This is a genomic window from Mycolicibacterium celeriflavum (assembly GCF_010731795.1).
Taxonomy (GTDB): domain Bacteria; phylum Actinomycetota; class Actinomycetes; order Mycobacteriales; family Mycobacteriaceae; genus Mycobacterium; species Mycobacterium celeriflavum.
This window is the reverse complement of the sequence record NZ_AP022591.1, coordinates 3,034,458-3,055,956: the sequence shown is the minus strand read 5'-3', so window position 1 is coordinate 3,055,956 and position 21,499 is coordinate 3,034,458. Positions and strand designations below refer to the sequence as shown.

Sequence of the window (21,499 nt, the reverse complement as noted above, 5' to 3'; positions counted from 1 at the left end):
CTTACCCTTGTGTAATGGCCGGTGGGACCAAGCGGTTACCGCGCGCCGTGCGCGAGCAGCAGATGCTTGACGCCGCGGTGCAGATCTTCTCGGTCAACGGGTATCACGAGACGTCGATGGACGCGATCGCCGCCGAAGCACAGATCTCCAAGCCGATGCTGTACTTGTATTACGGCTCCAAGGAGGAGTTGTTCGCGGCATGCCTGGATCGTGAGCTGGCCCGGTTCGTCGACGACGTGCGCAGCCGGATCGACTTCAAGCAGAGCCCGAAAGACCTTCTGCGCACCGCGGTTCTGGCGTTCCTGAACTACATCGACGCCAACCGGGCGTCGTGGATGGTGCTCTATAGTCAGGCCACCAGTTCTCAGGCGTTCGCCCACACAGTGCGTGAGGGCCGCGAACGCATCATCGATCTGGTGAGCAGGTTGCTGCGGGCGGGTACGCGACACCCCGAGCCCGACACGGACTTCGACATGATGGCCGTCGCGCTGGTCGGTGCGGGCGAGGCGGTGGCCAGCCGGGTCAGCACGGGCGACGCCGGCGTCGACGAGGCCGCCGAGCTGATGATCAACCTGTTCTGGCGTGGCCTGAAAGGCGCCCCGTCCGAGCATACCGTCGAGACTGCGGGCAGATCGCCGAACTAGGCGAAATCGCGATCTGTGCGCAGTCTCGGCGAGGAAGTTACAGCGACCGGACCGTGCCGAACAGGTGCGGGTCGCGCTTCTTCATGTCGCGCAGCGTCAGATCCCAGCCGTCGGAGACGCGGTCGACGTAGAGTCCGGCGCTGGCGGGCAGCACCACCGGCTTGGCGAACTTCACCGAGTACTTCACCGCGCCCGGCAGCTGCCCTTCGATGTTGGCGAGAACCGCTGCGGCGCTGAACATCCCGTGCGCGATCACCGTCGGAAAGCCGAACAGCTTGGCCGCGACGGGATTGGTGTGGATCGGGTTGTGGTCGCCGCCCACCGAGGCGTAGTGCCGAATCTGGCCGGGCGTGATGCGTAGCACCGCGTTCGGCGGGCCCAGCTTGGGTGGCTTCTGCGGTGGGGGCTTCGGCTCGTCGGACAAGCTCGTGCGCTGCTGGTGCAGGAACGTCGTCACCTGGTGCCAAGCCTGCTCGTTGCCGACGTTGACCTCGGTCACGAGATCGACCAGCAGGCCGCGCCGGTGCTCGCGCAGGTTCTCCGCGTGCACCGTCACCGACACGGTGTCGGTTACCGCGATCGGGCGGTACTGCGTGATGTGGTTCTCGATGTGCACCGATCCCATTGCGGCGAACGGAAAGTCGAAGCCGGTGACCAACGACATCAGCGTCGGAAACGTCAGCGCGAACGGATACGTCAGCGGAACGGTGTCGCCGAACTGCAGACCGGTCACCTCCGCGTATGCCGCCACGTTCTCGGGGTCGATGCTCAGGTCGTCGACGCGCAGCGTGCGGTCGGGCAGCGTGTCGCCGCGCGGCACGAAGGGCAGCGCGCCCGCCGCGGCGCGCACCAGGTTCATCAGGCCCGACGGTTGCGTCTCGCTCGGCACGTCAGGCTCCCAGCCATGCCTGGCCGCACACCCGCACCGTGTTGCCGGAGACGGCGTTGGACGCGGGACTTGCGAAGTAGGCGATGGTCTCGGCGACGTCGACCGGTTGGCCGCCCTGATACAGCGAGTTCAGTCGTCGCCCGACTTCGCGGGTGGCCAGTGGGATCGCCTCGGTCATCTTGGTTTCGATGAATCCGGGGGCCACCGCGTTGACCGTGACGCCCTTGTCCGCGTAGGCCTGCGCCAGGCTGTCGGTCAATCCGATCATGCCGGCCTTGGTGGTCGCGTAGTTGGTCTGCCCGCGGTTGCCCGCGATCCCCGCCATGGACGACAGCCCGACGATCCGGCCGCCCTCACCGATCGAGCCGTTGCCGACCAGCCCTTCGGCGAGGGCAAGCGGCGCAACGAGATTCACCGCGACGACGGAGTCCCAGCGCGCCTCGTCCATGTTCGCGAGCAGCTTGTCGCGGGTGATACCGGCGTTGTTGACCAGGATGTCGGCGCGTCCGCCGTGGTTCTCCTTCAGGTGTTCGGTGATGCGGTCGACCGCGTCGGGGGCCGTCACATCGAGCGCGAGCGCGGTGCCGCCGACCTTGGTGGCCGTCACGCCGAGGCTGTCGGAAGCACCCTCTGGGCCTTTCATATCGATGCACACCACCTTGGCGCCGTCGCGGGAGAACACGTCGGCGATCGTCGCGCCGATCCCCCGGGCGGCGCCGGTCACGATCGCGACCTTGCCGTCCAGCGGCCGGTCCCAGTCCGCCGGCGGCGCCGAGTCGTCCGCACCGATCCGGAACACCTGCCCGTCAACGTAGGCCGACTTGCCCGACAGCAGGAAGCGCATCGTCGACTCCAGGCCCGTCGCCGCGGGTTTGGCATCGGCGGACAGGTACACCAGGTTCACCGTCGCGCCGCGGCGCAACTCCTTGCCCAGCGACCGGGTGAAGCCCTCGAGCGCGCGCTGTGCGATGCGCTCGTGTTCGTTGCCCGCCTGCTCGGGGGTGGTGCCGGCGACGACGATGCGGCCGGACGGCCCGAGATTGCGGAGCAGCGGGGTGAAGAACTTGTACAGGCCCTTGAGCCCGGCCGGTTCGGTGATGCCGGTGGCGTCGTACACCAGCCCGCCGAACGAGTCCGCCCAGCGGCCACCGAGGTTGTTGGAGACGACGTCGTAGTCCTCGGCAAGCGCGGTGCGCAGCGGTTCGACCAGGCGGCCCTCCCCGCCGATGAGCAGCGTGCCCGCAAGCGGCGGATCGCCGGGCTTGTAGCGGCGCAGCGTCTCGGGCTGGGGGATGCCGAGTTGCTTGGCGAGGAACGATCCGGGCGTCGAATGGACGATTTGCGTGTACAGATCGGAAGCCATGGGGACGAACTTACTCCTGAGTAAGAAGGGTGGGTACTATGGGGTTCATGGCTAGTGATACCCGCCGACGCGTCGCCATTCTCGGCGGCAACAGAATTCCGTTCGCCCGCTCCGACGGCGCCTACGCCAGCGCGTCGAACCAGGACATGTTCACCGCCGCGCTGGGCGGCCTCATCGACCGCTTCAACCTGTCCGGCGAGACCCTCGGCGCCGTGATCGGCGGCGCGGTGCTCAAGCACAGCCGCGACTTCAACCTGATCCGCGAGTGCGTGCTGGGCAGCGCGTTGTCGTCCTATACGCCGGCCTTCGACATCCAGCAGGCGTGCGGGACCGGTCTCCAGGCGACCGTCTGCGCCGCCGACGGCATCGCCGCGGGCCGCTACGAGGTGGCGGCAGCAGGCGGTGTCGACACCGCCTCCGATGCGCCGATCGCACTCGGCGACGACCTTCGTCGCACGCTGCTGGGGCTGCGCCGGGCGAAGTCGAACCTGGACCGGCTGAAACTGGTCGGCAAACTGCCCGCGTCATTGGGCATCCAGATCCCGGTCAACAGCGAGCCGCGCACGGGGATGTCGATGGGCGAACACGCCGCCGTCACCGCTAAGGAGATGGGGATCAAGCGCACCGACCAGGACGAACTGGCCGCCGCCAGCCACCGGAACATGTCCGCCGCCTACGACCGCGGCTTCTTCGACGACCTGGTCACGCCGTTCCTCGGCGTGTACCGCGACAACAACCTGCGGGCGGACTCGTCGGCCGAGAAACTCGCCAAGCTCAAGCCGGTGTTCGGGGTCCGCAACGGTGACGCGACGATGACCGCAGGCAACTCCACCCCGCTGACCGACGGCGCCTCGGTGTCCCTGCTGGCCACCGGGGAGTGGGCTGCCGCCCACGGCGTCGAACCGCTCGCATACTTCGTCGACGCGGAGACCGCGGCGGTGGACTACGTCAACGGCAAGGACGGGCTGCTGATGGCGCCGACGTATGCGGTGCCGCGGCTGCTCGCCCGAAACGGGTTGAGCCTGCAGGACTTCGATTTCTATGAGGTGCACGAGGCGTTCGCGTCGGTGGTGCTCGCACATCTGCAGGCGTGGGAGTCCGAGGAGTACTGCAAGGAGCGGCTCGGCCTCGACGCCGCGCTCGGCTCGATCGACCGGTCGAAGCTCAACGTCAACGGGTCGTCACTGGCCGCGGGGCATCCGTTCGCCGCGACCGGCGGGCGCATCGTCGCGCAGTTGGCCAAGCAGCTCGCCGAGAAGAAGAAGCAGACCGGTCAACCGGTCCGCGGGCTGATCTCGATCTGCGCGGCCGGCGGGCAGGGCGTCGCAGCGATCCTCGAGGCGTAGAAAGCCGGAAAAAAGTTGTGTCGACGGTTGTAACGCCCCTCGCAGGCATGTCGATAGACAGATAGCTCCGTACTGCCGTCTGACCCCCCGACCCGACGGCAGTACGGGGCTCTCAACTTTTGCCGCGGATGCTTCGATGGTGGGCATGCAGATCAGCATGTCCCTCGTGGGACTCCTCGCCGACGCCGAAGGCCAGTCCCCGCTCGACGCCACTCTCGACAAGCTCGCCGCGCTGCGTGACGAAGGATTCCGCCGGGTCTGGATGGCGCAGCTGCCTTACGACCCCGACCTGTTGACCATCCTGGCCGTCGCCTTCCGCGAGATCGACACCATCGAGGTGGCCTCGGGAGTAGTGCCGATCCAGATCCAGCATCCGACTCAGCTGGCCCAGCGCGCACTGACCCTCAACACGATCGCCGGCGGGCGGTTCAGCCTGGGCATCGGGTTGAGCCACCGCATGGTGACCGAAGGCGTGTGGGGCATCTCGTACAACAAGCCCGTGCGCCAGATGCGCGAGTACCTCGACGCGTTGCTGCCGCTGCTGGCCGGTGAGCCCGCCGACACCGCGGGCGAATTCTGGACCACCCACGGTTCACTCAAGGTGCCGGGCGCCCCGACGCCGGAGGTGTACCTCGCTGCCCTGGGACCGCAGATGCTGCGCCTGGCGGGCCGCCGCAGCGCCGGGACGATGACCTGGATGACCGGACCCAAGACGCTGGCCGATCACGTCGTCCCGACGCTGCGCACCGCGGCCGCCGAAGCCGGCCGGCCGGAGGCGTCGGTGCGGGTGGTGGCGTCGCTGCCGGTGAGCGTCACCGACGACGTCACAGGCGCCCGGGCACGAGCCGCCCAGGAGTTCGCGGTCTACGGGCAGTTGCCGTCGTACCGCGCGATGCTGGACCGCGAAGGTCACGCCGGCCCGGAGGACGCAGCCATCATCGGCGACGAGGAAACCGTGTCGCAGCGGCTCGACGAACTGGCCGCATCCGGCGTCGACGAGTTCGTCGCGAGCGTGTTCGACCCCGATGCCGAGACCCGGGCGCGCACCCGCGCACTGCTGCGATCGAAGGACAACTGATCGCCCAAATTTCCTCTGGTGTGATCTAGAACACGGGCGTACGATCGATCGCACGACGGGTTCGGGAGTGGCTATTCCGAAGAGTCGGCAAGGGTTGAAAGCCGACCGCGCGAGACTGACGTGACGCACCTATTTGCCCTCCCGAACCCGCCTTTTATCGCGAGATTGCATCCAAGCAGAGAAAGTTCGAGTAGGTCCCTGCGTGACTGCAATCTCGACGCTGAATACGACGCGAAAACGCCCCCGGGAAGAGTCCGGGGGCGTTTCGTGAAGCGGTCTCAGGGCTCTAGAAAGCCGCCTCGTCGAGTTCCATCACCTCGTTGTCGAGGTTCTCGATGATCTGGCGCGTGCTGGTGAGCAGCGGCAGGAAGTTCTTCGCGAAGAACGACGCCACCGCGACCTTGCCCTCGTAGAAGGCGCGCTCGTCACCGCTGGCTCCGGCGTCGAGCTTGTCGATCGCCACCGCGGCGTGCTGCTGCAGCAGCCAGCCGATGACCAGGTCGCCCACGCTCATCAGGAAGCGCACCGAGCCTAGGCCGACCTTGTACAGCTCGGCCGGATTCTCCTGCGCGGCCATCAGGTAGCCGGTGAGCGTGGCGGCCATGCCCTGGACGTCCTCCAGCGCGGTGGCCAGCAGCGCGCGTTCGGCCTTGAGCCGGCCGTTGCCCGACTCGCTCTTGACGAACTGCTCGATCTGGCCGGCCACGTACGCCAGCGCCTGGCCCTTGTCCCGCACGATCTTGCGGAAGAAGAAGTCCTGCGCCTGGATGGCGGTGGTGCCCTCGTAGAGCGAGTCGATCTTGGCGTCGCGGATGTACTGCTCGATCGGATAGTCCTGCAGGAAGCCCGAACCACCGAAGGTCTGCAGGCTCTCGGTCAGCTTGGCGTACGCCTGCTCGGAGCCGACACCCTTGACGACGGGCAGCATCAGGTCGTTGACCTTGACCGCCAGCTCGGCGTCGACGTCGTGCAGCGCCTTGGCGACCGCAGAATCCTGGAACGTCGCGGTGAACAGGTACAGCGCACGCAGACCCTCCGCGTAGGACTTCTGGGTCATCAGCGACCGGCGGACGTCGGGGTGGTGCGTGATGGTCACCCGCGGCGCGGTCTTGTCGGTCATCTGCGTCATGTCCGCGCCCTGCACACGCTCCTTGGCGTACTCGAGCGCGTTGAGGTAGCCGGTGGACAGCGTGGCAATCGCCTTGGTGCCCACCATCATCCGGGCCTGCTCGATGACCTCGAACATCTGCGCGATGCCCTCGTGGACCTCGCCGACGAGCCAGCCCTTGGCCGGAACGCCGTGCTGGCCGAAGGTCAGCTCACAGGTGGCGGAGACCTTGAGGCCCATCTTGTGCTCGACGTTGGTGACGAACACGCCGTTGCGCTCACCGGGCTCGCCGGTCTCGGGGTCGAACAGGAACTTCGGCACGAAGAACAGCGACAGACCCTTGGTGCCCGGTCCTGCGCCCTCGGGGCGCGCCAACACCAGGTGGAAGATGTTCTCGAACAGATCATCGGAGTCGGCCGAGGTGATGAAGCGCTTCACGCCATCGATGTGCCAGGAGCCGTCGTCCTGCTGGACCGCCTTGGTGCGGCCCGCGCCGACGTCGGAGCCGGCATCGGGTTCGGTGAGGACCATCGTGGCGCCCCACCCGCGCTCGGAGGCCAGCACGGCCCACTTCTTCTGCTCCTCGGTGCCGAGGTTGTACATGATCTGGGCCATGCCCGGGCCCATCGCATACATGTATGCGGCCGGGTTGGCGCCGAGGATGTGCTCGATGAGGGCCCACTGCAGCGCGCGGGGCATCGGCATGCCGCCGAGTTCCTCGTCGAGGCCGATCTTGTCCCAGCCACCGTCGAACAGGGCCCGCATCGATTTCTTGAACGGCTCGGGCAGCGTCACGGAGTGCGTGCTCGGATCGAACACCGGCGGGTTGCGGTCGCCTTCGGAGAACGACTCGGCAATCGGGCCCTCAGCCAACCGGGCGACCTCGCCGAGCATCTCGCGGGCGGTGTCGATGTCCAGGTCGGCGTAGTCACCCTCGCCGAGCGCCTTGTCAACGCCGAAGACCTCGAACAGGTTGAATACCTGGTCACGAACGTTGCTCTTATAGTGGCTCACAGTTCCTCCTCGGTGAGATAGCCACTCACGGTTGGGTACTTCTGGCTAAGTTACCCACCAGTAACTGCCCCGAACTATACCCATCAGTAACTTCAACTCAAACCACCGCGGAACAATTTCCGGAGGCTAACTAACCGCCCGGTTGGTCGGGCCGTCGAATCCGCAGTTGACAGGCCTTCGACCGGCCTCTTCGACATGCTGTGAGAATCGTCACCCGGCGCACCGATATGGTGTTGCGATGCTTCGCGTGGCGGTGTGGGGGACGGGGAACATGGGGGCCAGCGCGATCCGCTCGACGGTGGCGTTTCCCGGTCTGCAGCTGGCGGGCGTCATCACGTCGTCACCGGAGAAGGCCGGGCGCGACGCCGCGTCGTTCGCCGGTATCGAGGCGCCGACCGGCGTCAGCGCCGGCACCGACGTCGACGCCGCGCTGGCGGACTGCGACGCCGTCGCCTACATGGCCTCGGGCGACATCCGCCCCGACGAGGCCGTCGGCGACATCGAACGCTGCCTACGCGCGGGCAGTCACGTGGTGACCCCGTCGCTGTACTCGCTCTACGACCCGCGTTCGGCGCCGCCGGACTGGATCGACCGGCTCACCCGGGCCGCGGAGGAGGGCAACTCCTCGCTGCTGGTCAGCGGCGTCGACCCTGGCTGGGGCAACGACGCGCTCGCGGTTCTTGCGGCCGGATTGTGTACGAGGATCAAGACGATCCACTGCCAGGAGATCTTCGACTACTCCACCTACAACCAACCGTTCGCCGTCAAGGTGTCGTGCGGGTTTGGCGGGTCCATGGACGAGACCCCGATGATGCTGCTGCCGACCATCCCCACGATGGTGTGGGGCGGCAACATCCGGCTCGTCGGGCGGGCTCTCGGCATGGAGATCGACGAGATCACCGAGGAGGTCGAGCGGCGCCCACTCGAGGAGTCGGTAGACACCGTGATGGGCCGGTTCGAGAAGGGCACGCAGGGCGCGTTCTGGCTCAAGGTCATCGGAAAATCGGGTGGCCGCGAACGCATCGTGATCGACCACATCACCCGCATCGACGCGTCGTGCGCGCCCGACTGGCCCTATCCCGATCAAGGTGTCGGCGACCATCGGGTGATCGTCGACGGCGATCCGCAGCTGACGATCACGACCCGCGCCGACGTGCCCGGCGGCACCCGCGCCGACGGCGGCAACACCACCGCGGCCAACCGGTTGCTCGGCGCGCTCGACTGGCTGTCGAACCAGAAGCCCGGCATCTATGACGGGCTCGACGTGCCGCTGCAGACCGCCCTGCCGCCCGAGGTGCAAGCCCAGCGGTGGGCCTGATCTTGTGCTTCGCCGAGACTGCTCACAGATCGCAATTTCCGCCAGATCGGCGATCTGCCCGCAGTCTCGGCGGGATCAGTCGGCCGCCGGTTCGGACTCCGTCGCGGTTTCCGCCTCCTCCTGCGGCGGCGATTCCGCATCGGGCAACTGACCCACGAGATACTCGGCGAGCCCGCCGATGCTCGGATAGTCGAACACCGCGGTCGCGTTGATCGTGAACGCGCCGCCGAACTGACTGTGCAACCGGTTGCGGAGTTCGATCGCCATCAGGGAATCCGTACCCAGGTCCAGGAATCGACTGGTTGCGGCGGGCGGTTGCGCCAGTCGCAGGAAGTTCTGCACTTCGCGCTGCAGGAATTCGGTGACGAAATCGGCGCGCTGCGGCACGGGAATCTCCTGCAGTTGCCGGAGCAACTCGCTGTCGCCGGTCACCTCGCCCTCGGGACGGGGCAACACCAGATCCAGAATCGGTGGACGTGACGCGCCCAACAACTTCGCGGCGCGCTGCCAGTTGGCTTTGATGACGGTGGCCTGCCCGGTGCCGTTGGCGACGACCTCGCGCAGAGCGCTGAGCGCCGCCGAGGGGTCGAGCGGAATCAGGCCCTGCGCACTGAGATTGGCGCTCGCTGCTTCCGAAGAGGCCATGCCGCCTTGGGCCCAGGGCCCGAAGTTGATCCCAGTGGCGGGCAGGCCTTGCGCCCTCCTCAGCGCGACCAAGCCGTCGAGCAGCGCATTGGCGGTCGCGTAGTTGGCCTGGCCAGGCGAGCCGAACACGCTGGACACCGAGGAGGACACGATGAAGAAGTCCAGATCGTCCTTCGTCAGCCGGTCCAGGTGGCAGGCGCCGAACGCCTTGGGCACCAACGTCGTTCGGAACCGTTCCAGGCTCTGCTGCGTCAGCAGCGCATCGTCGAGCACACCTGCCAGATGCGCCACCCCGGCGAGCGGCGGCAACTGTCCGCGGATCCGCTCGAGCAGCTCCGCGACCTCGGACTCGTCGCCGACATCGGCCGCGAAAACGTGGACGCGGCACTTGTAGCGCTCGGTGATCTCGTCGATCGCCCGTTGTGCGTGCGCGTCGGGTTCACGCCGGCTGGTCAGCACGATGTGACCGGCACCGAGTTGGGCGAGATATGCCGCGGTGTGCAGACCGATCGCACCCAGGCCACCGGTGATCAGATAGCTCCGATCGGCTCTGGGCTGCAGCTGATTTGGGATCTGCAGCACGATCTTTCCGATGTGCCGCGCCTGCTGCATGCGGCGGAACGCCGCCCTCGCCTCGGTGATCGGGTAGATCTCGGCGGGCAGCGGAGTCCACTCGCGACTGGCCATCCCGTCCGACACTTCGGTCAACAAACGCTTGACGTGGTCGGGGTTGTGCAGCGCGGTGGCATCGAGCGCTACGATCTCGTAGGCGATATCGGGACGGGCCGCAGACATCTGCTCCGGTGTCCAGATGTCGCGCTTGGCGATCTCGGCGAAACGGCCATTCTGGGCGGTGGCCCGCACCGTCGCTTCGACGAACCCTTCGTTGGTCAGGCTGTTGAGCACCACGTCAACGCCCGCGCCGTCGGTATCCGCCAGTATCTGGTCGGCGAAATCCGTGGTGCGCGAGTCGTAGACGTACTTCACACCCATCTTGCGCAGCGTCGCGCGCTTGTACGTGCTGGCGGTGGCGAAGACGACGGCGCCGTGCTGCTGCGCCATCTGCACGGCGTACAGCCCGACGCCGCCACTGGCGGCGTGGATGAGCACGCGGTCACCGGGCTGCAACTGCGCCCAGTCGAACGCGAGCCGAACCGTCAGCGCCGCGGCGGGAATGGTCGCCGCCGCCACCGCGCCCAGCCCCTCTGGCAACGGCGCCACCAACTGGAGCGGAACATTGAAGCGGCTGCAGAATGCGCCCTGCATGAAGCCGTAGACGCGCTGGCCGACCTCGACGCCGGTGACCCCGCTGCCCAACTGCGTGACGATGCCGGCGAAGTCCCCGCCGATCGGTCCGGGGTCTCCCGGGTAGAGCCCGAGCACGTTGAGCACATCGCGGAAGTTGAGCCCCGCGGCCTCCACCCGGACCTGCACGTAGCCCTCGCCCGGCGGCGGCACGTCGGCTTCGGTCAAACGCAGGTTGTCGATCGCGCCGCGCTCGGTGGGCGCGAGGACGTAGTCCGATGAGCGCGGCACCGTGAGATGCCCGCTGCGCGCCCAGGGCAACAACCTCGAAGCCAGCAGTTTTCCTTGTCGCAGAGCGAGTTCCGGCTCGTCGACCGATGCGGCCAGCAGGCTCGCCAGTACATGCACGGCCTCTTGTGATCCGTCGCTGTCGAACAGTTTGCAACGCAGCGCCGGTTCCTCGTTGATCACGGTGCGCCCGAATCCCCACAGCGCGGCCTGCACCGGGTCGACCGGCTCGCCGGATTCGGTGGCCACGGCCCGCTCGGTGCTGATCCACAGCCCGCCGGGCAGTTTGAGGCCACCTTGTGTGGCGTGCACAACGCTGAGCAGGTTTGCGAGCTCGGTCTCGATCCGTTCGCGCAGGCCTGCGCTCGACTCCTCTGCTCCCGGCCCCGCGCTACGCCAGACGACGCCGGAGAACGGCAGACCGCGCTCGTGAGCCTGCGTCAACAGCTGCCCCACCAGCTCCGGATCGGTGTCCCGGTCGAACGGGATGCAGCCGGGCACGTTGGCGGCCAGGTCGTCGAACCCGGCAATCAGCCAGGTGCCGTCGACGTTTGCGGCGCCGTCGGTCTCGCTGATCGATGCAGCCGACGCCAGCTCGTGCCAGCCGAGCGTGTAGAGCAGCCGGGTGGCATCCCCGCCGAGGCCGCGCAGCAGCGCCTCGCGTGGCGCACGCTTGACCGTGAACTCGCGAATTCCGCCCAGCGCGCGGCCATCTCGATCGACGAATTCCAAATCGAAGACCTGGGTTTCGTTGTCGACGTCGCTGGCGTGCCACTTCGCGCGGCAATAGAACCTGCGCGGAATCTTCTCTCGCAGCGTCACCTTCCCGTACCGCAACGGCAGGAACAGATCGTTCACGCCACGTTCGAGCGCAAGGTGAGACGGGAACGCCGGGAAGGTGACCCCGGTGCACAGGTCCATCAGCACCGGGTGCATCGGCTCGGATCCCAGTTGTTCGGCCAGCTTCTCGCCGACGAGGAGGTCGCCGATCGCCTCACCCTCACCGACCCACAGCGCCTTCAGGGAACCGGACCAGGTCGCCCCCCACACCAGTTCGGCGTCGGCAAAGGCTTCGAACAAATCCTGCGGGCGCATGCGGTTCAGCCGCTCGACCACTTCGTCGATCGGATCCGCACTCTCAGATACCGGCTCGTCGGCGACGGCCGAGTCCCCGCTCAGGACAGTGCCGTCTGCGTTCAACGACCATTCGGCGCCGCGTTCACCGTAGGGCCGGCTGTGCACCTGGAACCGCCACTCACCGTCGTCCTCCAGCGGATGCAACGACAGCTGCACCTCGCGAGAACTCTTGTCGGGCAGGATGATCGGCTCGTAGAAGAAGACGTCCTTGACGGCCGCCGGGGCGCCCACCGCGGCCAATGCCATCGCCGCATACGTCGCCCCGGGAACGACGACCGTGCCATAGATGACGTGGTCGGAAAGCCACGGCAGCGACTTGACGGACAGCCTGCTGGTGTAGACCGAGTCGCCGGAGGCCAGATCCTTCGCGCTGCCGAGCAATCCCGACACCGCGGGACCGTCTACGGAGATGCCGCCCGTCCTGGGCCAGAAGCGGCGCCGCTGGAACGGATAGGTCGGCAGTTCGAATCGGCGCCTCGGCACACGATGCACCGCAGCGAAATCGGGGCGGTGGCCGCCGACGTAGGCCGAGGCCAACGCGTCGGCGATCTGGCGCCGGTCACCGACACCTTTGCGCAGCGAGACGACCGCGCGAGGGGCCGCCAAGTGCTCCGGCCAGACCTGCACCGCGGCCCCGGTGAGCACCGGTTGCGGCCCGATTTCCATCAACACCGAGCACCCCAGCGCCGCCACCGTGCGCACACTCTCGGCGAATTGCACCGGCTGGCGGGAATGACGGCGCCAGTACTGGGCATCGAGCGGCGTCTGGGCCGTGAGCACGGTGCCGGTGCGGTTACAGACCAGCGGCAGCGTCGGGGCAGCGAACTGCAACTGCGCTGCGTATGACTCGAATTCATCGAGCACCGGGTCCAGAAGTTCGGAGTGGAAGGCGTGGCTGGTTTCCAGCCAGGTGCACCGGATTCCCTCGGCACCGAACTTGGTGACGATCTGCTCCAGATCCTCACCAGGGCCCGACAGCACAGTGTTGGGCCCGTTGTAGGCCCCGACCGACACTCGAGGAAACTCGCCGGCGACCTCCTCGACCTGCTTGGCGTCGGTGAACACCGCCACCATCCGCCCACCTTCGGGCAGGCTGCCGAACAGCCGGCCGCGCTCGGCCATCAGCCGCACCCCGTCCTCGAGGCTGAACACCCCGGCCACGCATGCCGCTGCGTACTGGCCCACGCTGTGGCCCAGCACCACGTCGGGCTCGATGCCCCACGACTGCCACAGCCGGGCCAGGCCCATCTCCACGGCGAAGAGCGCCGGCTGCGCAAAAGACGTGTGCCGCAGCGCTTCTCCATCGCGCCTGTCGGTGGCGAACAGCACCTCCAGCAGCGGTCGCGGCAGCATACCGTCAACCGCGTCCGCGCAACGTTGCACCGTTTCGGCGAAAACCGGTTCGGCGTCGAATAACTCACGCGCCATCCCCGGATACTGGCTGCCCTGCCCGGTGAACAACCATGCCGTCGTCGGTCGATCGGTGCACTCGCCACGCAGCACACCCGGTCGCTGCCGGTCCTGGGCCAACTCGGCCAAGCCTTCGCGGGCGCTCTCGAACGAATCCACGACCAGCGCGGCTCGATGCTCGAAATGCGAACGGCCCTTGCCGGCGGTGAGGCATACACCGGACAGGTCGGCGTCCGGGTACTTCTCGAACCAGGCGCCGTACCGCTGCGCCAACTCCACCAGTGCTTCCGGTGACCGCGCCGACAGCGTCAGCACATTGACAGGTTGCTCATCGGTGTCCGAAGCGCAAGCCTCTGAACCGCCCGTCGCTTCTACGTGGGTTGCCACCGCTGATGGCGGCGCTTCCTCGATCAGCAGATGCGCGTTGGTGCCGGTGAAGCCGAAGGAACTCACGCCGGCGCGCCGCGGCCTGCCGTTGGCGTGCCAGGGCGTCGCCTTGTCGACGACCCGCACCGGCAGCGAGTCCCACGGAATGTGGGGCGAAGGGTTGTCGAAGTGCAGGCTCTGCGGCAGCAGTTCGTTCTGCAGCGCCAACACGACCTTGATCAGACCTGCTGCCCCTGAAGCTGATTCGAGGTGACCGATGTTGGTCTTCACCGATCCCATCAGCAACGGCCGGTCGAAGTCACGCGAGGCGCCATAGGCGGCTGCGGCGGCCTGGACTTCGATCGGATCACCCAGCGGGGTGCCCGTTCCATGCGCTTCGAGGTAATCGACCTCACCGCCCGCCAGACCGGCACGAGCCAGCACAGTCCCGATAAGGCGTTGTTGTGCACCACCATTGGGTACCGTCAGCCCGCTGGATGCGCCGTCCTGGTTGACTGCACTGCTGGAGATGACCGCTTGGACTCGATCGCCATCACGGACCGCGTCGCTCAGTCGCTTGAGCACCAACATGCCGCAGCCCTCGCTGCGCACATAGCCGTCGGCGGAGGCGTCGAAGGTCTTGCACCGCCCGGCGGGGGAGAGCATCCTGGCGCGCGAAGCGGCGATCACGGTCACCGGGCTCAGCAGGACGTTCACCCCGCCGGCCAGTGCCATATCGCAGTCACCGACGTGCAATGCCTGGCAGGCCTGATGCACGGCCACCAACGCCGAACTACATGCGGTGTCGACCGCGACTGCCGGTCCCTCGAGTCCGAGGGCGAAGGCGACGCGACCGGAAACCGCATTGAGTGCATTGCCGGTGATGAAGTACGGCTCTATCTTGTCCACCGACTCTGAGGACAGCAGGTGTGCGTACTCGTTGGCCGCGACTCCCATGAAGATGCCGGTTCGACTGCCACGCAATGCGGATGGCGCATATCCAGCCCGTTCGAGACCCTCCCACGCCGCCTCCAGTGTCAGCCGCTGCTGCGGCTCGATCCACACGGCCTCGCGCGGTGAGATGCCGAAGAATTCAGGGTCGAATCCGTCGATCTGGTCGAGGAATCCACCACTGCGCGTGTAGATCTTGCCCGGCGCCTCCGGATCCGGGTCGTAGAACTCGTCGATGTCGTAGCGGTCCTCGGGGACCTCCCCGATCGCATCGACACCGCCGGACAGCACTTCCCAGAAGGCTTCCGGATCCGGCGCGCCCGGGAAACGGCACGACACCGCGACGATGGCAATCGGTTCGTCCGTACGTGTCAGCGCCGACACGCGTTGCGGCGCTGGTTCGGTCTGCTCGCGCAGGCCCAGCACGTCGCCGAGCAGGTACTCGGCCACGTCGGACAGGCAGGGGTGGTCCATCACCAGCGTGATGGGAATCTCCCGGCCCACTCCCTGTTCGATGCGGCGCCGCAGCTCGACGCCCATCAGCGAATCCATTCCGAGGTCGAAAAAGCCCGCGTCCTCGCGGATCTGCGCGGCATCTACGCGCGTCACCTCTGCTACCGCGTCGCGCAGATAATCGGTCAGAAGCTTCTTGCGCTGCTGCACCGGCGCATTGGTGAGCTGCTCGACCAGTTGGGTCTTGCCCGACGGCAGGACAGTCGGCGCCGCCTGTTGGGTGGGTGCCTCGCGCTCCAACTCCGCCAGGAATGCCCGCCTGCCCGCCTGCTGGTAGAGCGGCAGGAAGCGACCCCAGTCGATGCGGGCCACAACTCCTTGTGCAGAAGACGTCGAGACGACATCGGCCAGACCCGCCAACGCGTCGGTGGGGGACAACGTCTTCACTCCGCGTTGATCCAGTCGTGCGCGGGATTCCGCGTCGGCCATGCCGACCGACCAGGGACCGAAGTTGACGCTGATCCCCGGAACACCCTGTTCACGCAGACGGCATGCGAGGCCGTCGAGGAAGGCGTTCGCCGCACCGTACGCGGTCTGACCGTACCCACCCCACACCGACGCGATCGACGAGGTGTTGATGAAGAAGTCGAGGCGAAGGTCGGCCGCTGCTTCGCTCAAATGCCAAGCACCCCAAACCTTTCCAGCGAAGACGCGGTCAACTTCGGAATCGTCGGAGTTGCTCAGCGCAGCGGTACTGATCTCTCCCGCTGCATGGACGATGCCCGCGAGCGGCGGCAACTCGGCCTGCACGGTGGTCAACAGGCGTGCGACGTCGTGCGCATCGGCGACATCGGTGGCCATGACCCGGGTTTCGCAGCCATTCAGTTCACTCAGTATGTCGATGCGACGTCGGACCGCATCGCTGGGCGCGCGCCGACTGGTCAGCACCAGGTGCTTGGCGCCGTGCGCGGCCAGGTATCCGGCGACCTCCAGTCCGATCGAACCGAGCCCGCCGGTCACCAGATACGTTGCGCCATCGCGCAGTTGCAGCGGCGCACCGCTCGGCTCGCCCGCCCGCCGAACCAGCCGAGGAACGTAGACCGCTTGGTCGCGTATCGCAAATTGGTCTTCACTGGCGGCCGAGCCGTTCGACGTCGTGATGCGACTGATGAGCGCAGACCACTCATCGGCACGAATTTCCCTGCCGTGCGGCATGTCCGCGAGCCCGCCCCACACTTGGGGGAGCTCCAGTGCTGCGGCGCGACCGAATCCCCACAGGCAGCTCTGATCCGGAGCCACGGAGTCCGAGTCAACGACCCGCTGCGCGCCCGTGGTCACCAGCCAGATGGGCGTGCGCAGTTCGGTGGCGACCGCGGCGTGCAAGAGCCGCCGTGTTCCGCCCAGGATTCGGTGTTGCATCCGCAGCAGTGACTGCATCGACGGTGTGGTCTCGAAGTCGATGGCCGCGACATGCACGATACGGAGCGTCGGATCGTCTGCTGCCGCAGCGCGTAATACCTCTGCGAGGCGTTCCTCATCGGCGTCGGATACCGGTAACCCGACGATCTGGTACCGGTGGCCGCTCGCGGTCAGCGCATCGACCAAAGGCTGGATCGCCTCGGAGTCGTCGCCGACGAGTACGCAGGTGGATCCGGCATCCGCGACCAGGGTTGGCGCAGCGGATTTCTCCCAGCGGAACTCGTAGCGGTCATTGGCGATGGATTGCGTCGTTCGTTGTCGGTTGTGTTGCGCCGCAAGCTTGGTCAGCACAGAGAGAGCTTGCTGGTCATCGCCTGAGCCGTTGAGCAGACCCGCGAGTTCCTCGATCCGGCCGTCCTCGAGAAGCCGGATGACGTCGGTGCGCGGTGCGTCGAGGTTCTGCTGTTGGTTGGGGCGCTCCCGATTGTCTCGATACCAATATTCGCGATGCTCGAACGGATAACTGGGCAGGTCGATCTTTCGCGCGTGCGCCTGCCGCAATGCGCCGAAGTCGGGCAGGTGGCCCAGGACATAGGCGTCGGCGACCGCTTCGGTGATCTGCCTGTGGTCGGCGGTGTTTCGGCGCAGCGAAGCGATCACCCGCGGCGCGGTGGCAGGGTCTGGCCATGCCCCCAGGGCCGCGGCGGTGAGCACCGGCCGCGGACCGATTTCGAGCAACACCCTGCAGTTCAGGTCGGCAAGGGTGCGTACGCTCTTGGCGAACTCCACCGGTTGTCGTGCGTGACGGCGCCAGTAGGCGCTGTCCAGCTTCACACTCCTGCCGAGCGCGACGCCGGTGCGGTTGTCAATCAAAATCCGTTGCGGCGTGCGGAATTCGAACTGCTGCGCATATGCCTCGAAGTCGTCGAGGATCGGATCCAGCAGCGACGAGTGGAACGCATGGCTGGTGTCCAGCCAGTCGCAACGGACGCCATCGGCCGCCAGTTGCGCCGCCACCTCTTCCAGATCCCGTGCGGGACCGGACAATACGGTGTTCGTACCGTTGTAGGCGGCGACCGACAGGCTGGGAAACTCATCAGCGCGGCTCTCGACACGATCGGCGGGGGCAGACACCGCGATCATCCGACCGCCCGCGGGCAAGCTGCCGAAGAGGCGTCCGCGTTCGGCCATCAGCAGCGCGCCATCCTCGAGACCGAGGACCCCTGCGACACAGGCCGCCGAATACTGACCGACGCTGTGGCCCAGCACTACGTCCGGTTCGAAACCCCACGACTGCCAGAGCGCGGCCAAGCCCATCTCCACCGCGAACAACGCGGGCTGTGCATAGGAGGTCTGCCGCAGCGTCCCCTCGCTCGCCGGGCTGTCCATCTCGAAGATCACGTCCAGCAGCGGCTTTTCGAGAATATCCGCCACCGCGGCCGCACACCGTTTGACCGTCTCGGCGAACACCGGCTCGGTGTCGAACAACTCCAGCGCCATGCCGGGGTACTGGCTGCCCTGGCCGGTGAACAGCCACGCCGTCTTGGGTGCCTCGTACGACTCTCCGCGGACCAGGCCCGGGGCCGGGCGGTCTTCCGCCAGCGCGGCGAGTAGCTCGATGGCGGATTCTCTCGAATTGGCTACCACGGCGGCCCGGTGCTCCAGATGCGCTCGACCGGCGCCGGCGGTGAAGCACACGTCCGCCAGGGTGGCCTCCGGGTGTGCGGTCAACCAATCGCGGTATCGGCCGGCGAGCTGCACCAGAGCGTCCGGCGTCCGCGCAGAGAGCGGAAGGAGACTGAATTCCCGGTTTGCGGTCTGGGCGACGGGGCGTACAGCGGGCCGCGTTGCGTGCTCCGGCGCTTCCTCGATGATGACGTGAGCGTTCGTCCCCGCGAATCCGAATGAGCTGACGCCGGCGATACGGGGCACGCCGTTGCGTTCCCAAGGGGTGGCCTGTTTGACAACCTCCACGGGAAGCCGGTCCCAGAGGATGTGTGGCGACGGATTCTGGAAGTGCAGATGTTGCGGCAGCAACTCGTTCTCGAGCGACAGGATGACCTTGATGACGCCCGCGACACCTGCTGCCGCCTCCAGGTGACCGATGTTCGTCTTCACCGAGCCCATCAACAGCGGCTGGCCGGCCTCGCGTCCGGCGCCGAGCACCGCACCTGCGGCCTGGGCCTCGATCGGGTCACCCAGTGAAGTCCCGGTGCCGTGTGCCTCCAGATAGCCGACGTCGCTGGGTTGCAGGGCGGCGCCCTTCAGGGCATCGGCGATGACCCGTTGTTGCGCAACGCCATTGGGCACCGTCAAGCCACCCGACGCGCCATCCTGATTGACCGCGCTTCCGCGGATCACGGCCCGAACACGGTCACCGTCGCGGATCGCGTCCTCGAGTCGCTTGATGACGATGACGCCGCAACCCTCGCCCCGCACGTAGCCGTCGGCGGCCGCGTCGAACGTCTTGCACCGGCCGTCGGGCGCGAGCATGTGGGCGTTGGAGAACGTGATCATGGTCGCCGGTGTGAGCAGCAGGTTCACGCCGCCGACCAGGGCGAGGTCACATTCGCCCAAGCGCAGTGCTTGGCCCGCCTGGTGCATGGCCACCAGCGACGAACTGCACGCCGTGTCGACGGCGACCGCGGGGCCCTGCAGTCCCAGCCGGTAGCTGATCCGGCCGGCCGCCGCCGCATGCGACGTGCCGATGGCCATGTAGGCCTCGATCTCCGGGTAGGTCATCTCATCGGATGCCATTCCCAGGTAGTCGTGGGTTGACATTCCCACGAACACCCCGGTGTTGGTGTTGGCCACAGCGGTCGGCGCCGTCCCGGAATGCTCCAACGCGTGCCACGCGGTCTCCAGCAACAGCCGATGTTGCGGATCCATCAACCTGACCTCGCGTGTCGACATGCCGAAGAACGGCGCGTCGAACCCCGTCACGTCGTCGGCGAAACCGGCGCGACGCGTCACGACCTTGCCGGGCGCATCGGGATCGGGGTCGAAGAACTCGTCGACATCCCAGCGGTCCGCCGGCACCTCCGACACCGCGTCGCGGCCTTCGCGCAGCACGTCCCAGAACTGGTCGGCGTCCCGGGCGCCCGGGAAACGTGCTGCGTAGCCGATGACTGCTAGACGCGGGCTTGGCTCGATCGGATGTACGGCGGATTCCATGCCGTTGTCCTCCCCAATGCGTCGGCGGTCAGACGGTGGCCGGAGGGGCAGCGTCTCGCGCCTGAAGTGCAACTCTCCCGGAGACTATGGCATCTATGCGTGTGGCATGGGGGTGTTGGGATTCCGAGGTTGGTCAACGCCCGGCGACCGCGGCGGAAGCGGGGGTATGTTGATGCCGCACGGCTGATGTTCAGGTCCGTCGGCCGAGCGGGAGGACGACGTTTTGCGGATCGGCAAGATCACGGTTGGCGCACTTGAGGAATGGTCGCTGAAGCCGGGCACCGTCACTTCCTGGCATCCGACGGCGGCCGCTGCGGAAAAAGCGCGACACGCGCCCGTCAGTGCGGTGCCGATCAGTTACATGCAACGTCAACATCTTCGCAATTTCTCCGAACGGGCCGCGGCAGGGCTGAACTTCTCCCGGCAGATCATCGCGAGCTGCGATGTGTCCGGCCAGTGCGATATCGCAGCGATGGACCACGCCGTCAATGCCTATTTACGCCGACACGACACCTTTCGCAGTTGGTTCGAACCGGCCGGCGATGGCGAGTTCATTCGGCACGCCATCGTCGATCCGGCTGACATCGAATTCATGCCGATCAACCACGGCAACATGACGGTCGACGAGATACACGCACATGTGGTGGGCATACCGCCTCCATTGGAGTGGGGCTGCTTCACTTTCGGAATAATCCAGAACGAGGACTACTTCACTTTCTTCGCCGCTATGGATCATGTCCACGGGGACGCGACATTGATCGGCACAACAATGCTGGAAGCGAACGGAATGTATTCGGCGATGAGCGAAGGCGGAGATTCGCTCACGCTTCCCGATGCCGGTAGCTTCGACGATTTCTGTGTCCGCGAGCGCGAGCGCACATCGGCGTTGACCGTGGATTCGCCTGAGGTTCGGGCATGGATCGAATTCGCCGAAGACAACGACGGCGGCTTCCCCGAATTCCCGCTGCCGCTGGGTAATCCGCTGGAGTCGACCACCAGCGACATGACGTCGGAAGTCCTGATGAACCCCGCGCAGACGGAGCGCTTCGAATCGGCCTGCACGGCGGCAGGCGCGCGCTTCATCGGCGGCTTGTTCGCCTGCCTCGCCCAGGTGGAACACGAGCTGACGGGTGCTCTCACCTATTACGGGCTCACGCCGCGGGATTCGCGCACCGCCACCGACAATTTCATGACGCAGGGTTGGTTCACGGGGTTGATTCCGATCACCGTGCCGATAGGCGCGGCGTCATTCGGGGACGCCGCGTGGGCGGCGCAGGATTCTTTCGACTCGAATCTGAATATGGCCAAAGTGCCGTATTACCGAGTGCTGGAGTTGGCGCCATCGCTGAGGTGGCCGCAACCGAATTTCCCCGTGTCGAATTTCTTTCATGGTGGCGCCGCGCCGCTCAACGCTGTGCTGGCAGCGGCCGACATGGGGCTTGCGAACAACATCGGAATCTATCCGGACGGCCGTTTCTCGTATCAGCTCACCATCTACATATTCCGCTATGGCGAAGGCACGGTGATGGCAATCATGCATCCCGATAATCCGGTCGCCAGAAAGTCGGTTGCCCGCTATATGAACACGATGAAGTCCGTTTCCGAACTGGTCGCCGACAGCGGGCACTGGGGGCGTGTCGCCTAGGTGAAG

At 66.6% G+C, this 21,499-nt stretch carries 9 protein-coding genes; 5 read left to right on the top strand and 4 right to left on the bottom strand.

Annotated features, from left to right (window positions below; genetic code table 11):
* Nucleotides 1–14: 14 nt before the first annotated feature.
* Nucleotides 15–644 (top strand): TetR/AcrR family transcriptional regulator, encoded by a 630-nt coding sequence (locus tag G6N18_RS14850; RefSeq protein WP_083003795.1) that lies wholly within the window; start codon nt 15–17, stop codon nt 642–644.
* Between the two features lie 37 nt (nt 645–681).
* On the opposite strand, the gene G6N18_RS14845 is transcribed toward G6N18_RS14850, so the two are convergent.
* Both G6N18_RS14845 and G6N18_RS14840 read right to left on the bottom strand, forming a co-directional pair.
* A complete protein-coding gene (locus G6N18_RS14845) occupies nt 682–1,503 on the bottom strand; it encodes a MaoC/PaaZ C-terminal domain-containing protein (RefSeq protein ID WP_083003860.1) in 822 nt (273 codons plus the stop codon).
* 31 nt (nt 1,504–1,534) lie between these two features.
* On the bottom strand, nt 1,535–2,896 hold the full coding sequence (locus G6N18_RS14840) for a 3-oxoacyl-ACP reductase (protein ID WP_083003798.1): 1,362 nt from the start codon (nt 2,894–2,896) through the stop codon (nt 1,535–1,537).
* Between the two features lie 47 nt (nt 2,897–2,943).
* Here G6N18_RS14840 and G6N18_RS14835 point away from each other — a divergent pair, with 47 nt between their 5' ends.
* Together G6N18_RS14835 and G6N18_RS14830 are read left to right on the top strand one after the other, a co-directional pair.
* Nucleotides 2,944–4,242, top strand: coding sequence for an acetyl-CoA C-acetyltransferase (locus G6N18_RS14835; RefSeq protein WP_083003863.1), 1,299 nt, complete (start codon nt 2,944–2,946; stop codon nt 4,240–4,242).
* Nucleotides 4,243–4,378: 136 nt separating this feature from the next.
* On the top strand, nt 4,379–5,320 hold the full coding sequence (locus G6N18_RS14830) for a TIGR03564 family F420-dependent LLM class oxidoreductase (RefSeq protein ID WP_083003801.1): 942 nt from the start codon (nt 4,379–4,381) through the stop codon (nt 5,318–5,320).
* 286 nt (nt 5,321–5,606) lie between these two features.
* On the opposite strand, the gene G6N18_RS14825 is transcribed toward G6N18_RS14830, so the two are convergent.
* Nucleotides 5,607–7,442 (bottom strand): acyl-CoA dehydrogenase, encoded by a 1,836-nt coding sequence (locus G6N18_RS14825; RefSeq protein WP_083003805.1) that lies wholly within the window; start codon nt 7,440–7,442, stop codon nt 5,607–5,609.
* Between the two features lie 238 nt (nt 7,443–7,680).
* Between G6N18_RS14825 and G6N18_RS14820 the strand changes: the two genes are divergently transcribed.
* The gene (locus G6N18_RS14820; RefSeq protein ID WP_083003808.1) at nt 7,681–8,760 is read left to right on the top strand and encodes an NAD(P)H-dependent amine dehydrogenase family protein; all 1,080 of its coding nucleotides are present in this window, start codon (nt 7,681–7,683) and stop codon (nt 8,758–8,760) included.
* A 75-nt stretch (nt 8,761–8,835) separates the two neighbouring features.
* Here the strand turns inward: G6N18_RS14820 and G6N18_RS14815 are convergent, their stop codons facing one another.
* Nucleotides 8,836–19,848 carry a type I polyketide synthase gene (locus G6N18_RS14815; RefSeq protein ID WP_083003812.1) on the bottom strand — a complete coding sequence of 3,671 codons (11,013 nt, stop codon included), beginning with the start codon at nt 19,846–19,848 and terminating at the stop codon, nt 8,836–8,838.
* 223 nt (nt 19,849–20,071) lie between these two features.
* Here G6N18_RS14815 and G6N18_RS14810 point away from each other — a divergent pair, with 223 nt between their 5' ends.
* Nucleotides 20,072–21,493 (top strand): condensation domain-containing protein, encoded by a 1,422-nt coding sequence (locus G6N18_RS14810; protein ID WP_083003816.1) that lies wholly within the window; start codon nt 20,072–20,074, stop codon nt 21,491–21,493.
* Nucleotides 21,494–21,499 lie beyond the last annotated feature (6 nt).